2 protein-coding genes are annotated in these 1,548 nt (G+C 76.0%); one reads left to right on the top strand and one right to left on the bottom strand.

All coding sequences use genetic code 11. The features are described from left to right. Positions 1-96: 96 nt before the first annotated feature. Complete coding sequence (locus AE652_RS41105; protein ID WP_082346289.1) at positions 97-609, bottom strand: carboxymuconolactone decarboxylase family protein; 513 nt, start codon at positions 607-609, stop codon at positions 97-99. Positions 610-764: 155 nt separating this feature from the next. Here AE652_RS41105 and AE652_RS41100 point away from each other — a divergent pair, with 155 nt between their 5' ends. Next, the gene (locus AE652_RS41100; protein WP_049661068.1) at positions 765-1,547 is read left to right on the top strand and encodes an NRDE family protein; all 783 of its coding nucleotides are present in this window, start codon (positions 765-767) and stop codon (positions 1,545-1,547) included. Position 1,548: the final 1 nt, after the last annotated feature.

The following is a 1,548-nucleotide window of genomic DNA, read 5'->3' as shown; positions in this document are numbered from 1 at the left end:
GTACTGCGCGTGGACCAGCACCGGACGGTTCGCCCGGGCGGTGCAGCTCCCGCAGCAGCCGGGCCCGCTCCCGCCGGACGGCGGGGTCCGCGGCGCTCACCTGGCGGCCGGGCTCATGCGGGTGGACACGCCGATCCGGTTCCAGGCGTTGATGGTGGCGATCAGCGCGATCAGCTGGGCCAGCTCGGTCTCGTCGAACCGCGCGGCGGCCTCCGCGTACACGGCGTCCGGCACGTGCCCCTGGGTCAGCAGGGTGACGGACTCGGTGAGGGCCAGGGCGGCGCGCTCACGGGCGGTGAACCACGGGGTCTCGCGCCAGGCCGGGAGGGAGACCAGGCGGTGGTCCTGCTCGCCGTGCTTGCGGGCGTCGGTGGAGTGCATGTCGATGCAGAAGGCGCAGCCGTTGATCATCGAGGCGTGCACCTTGACCAGCTCGGCGATGACCGGGTCGACGCCCTCCCGGGAGGCCCGGTCCACGGCGACCATCGCCTGGTAGTAGGCGGGGGCGAGCTTGTGCATCAGCAGGCGCTGCTCGGGGGCGGGCACCGGGGCGCCGTCCGTACCGGCCGTCCCGTCCGCGGTCGCGCGCGTGGTCTCGTTCGTCGTCATGGTCGCCAGCCTAGGAGCGGGGTGGCCTGCCGTCCTGGTGCGTTCGGCCACGCGTTCCTTGGGCCACTTCCGGCGTGCGAACGACCGTGCGAGGATCGCCGGCAGGAGATCACCGCCAGGAGGTCTCCGACAGGACGAGGTCAGGGGGCCCGGTCGTGTGCACGGCGTTCGTCAGCATCGAGCCGGAAGCGGCCGTGCCGGTGCTGCTGCTGTCCGTCCGGGACGAGTACCTGGGCCGCGCCTGGCTGCCGCCGGACCACCACTGGCCGGACCGGCCCGACCTGCTCGGCGGACTGGACCTCGCGGCCGGCGGCACCTGGCTGGCCGTCGACCCGGCCCGGCGCACCGCCGCCTGCCTGCTGAACGGCTTCGGCCCGCTCGCCCCCGCCGAGGCCCGGCGCACCCGCGGCCGGCTGCCGCTCACCGCCGTCCGGGAGGGCGGCATCGGCCACCTCGACCTCACCCCGTACGACCCGTTCCACCTCGTCCTGGTCCGGGCCGACGGGGCCCGGGTGTCCAGCTGGAGCGGCGGACGGCTGGAGGAGCGCGAACTGCCGTCCGGCCTGAGCGTGGTGCTCAACGACGGGCTGGAGGGCCGGGCGGCCGACCGGACCACCTCCGAGCGGATCCGCGACCTGATGGCCGCGCGGGCCGCCCACTTCCGGTCCCGCCTCACCGCCGAACCCCGGCCCGAACCGACCGCCGACGGGCCGGCCGCCGCGGCCTGGGGCGGATGGCTGCCGATCGTCGCCGGGGACGGGCTGGCGCCGGACGCGGACGCCGCGCTGATCCAGCGGCGCGACTTCGGCGACGGGCGGATCTGGGGCTCCTCGTCGATCTCGCTGCTCGCGCTCGGGCCGGACCGGCTGCGCTACGACTTCGCGGCCGCGCCGGTGGCCGAGGACGGGCCGGGGTGGCGGCGGGTGGCGACGGGCTGAC

Origin of the sequence: Kitasatospora sp. MY 5-36, from assembly GCF_001182915.1 — a bacterium.
Lineage (GTDB): Bacteria > Actinomycetota > Actinomycetes > Streptomycetales > Streptomycetaceae > Kitasatospora.
Note: the sequence above shows the minus strand (reverse complement) of the source record. Positions and strands in the feature narration are given on the sequence as shown.

What these genes read in the sequence shown, in the direction of transcription:
- AE652_RS41105 (WP_082346289.1), bottom strand. Translation starts at nt 609, where the DNA reads ATGACGACGAACGAGACCACGCGCGCGACCGCGGACGGGACGGCCGGT.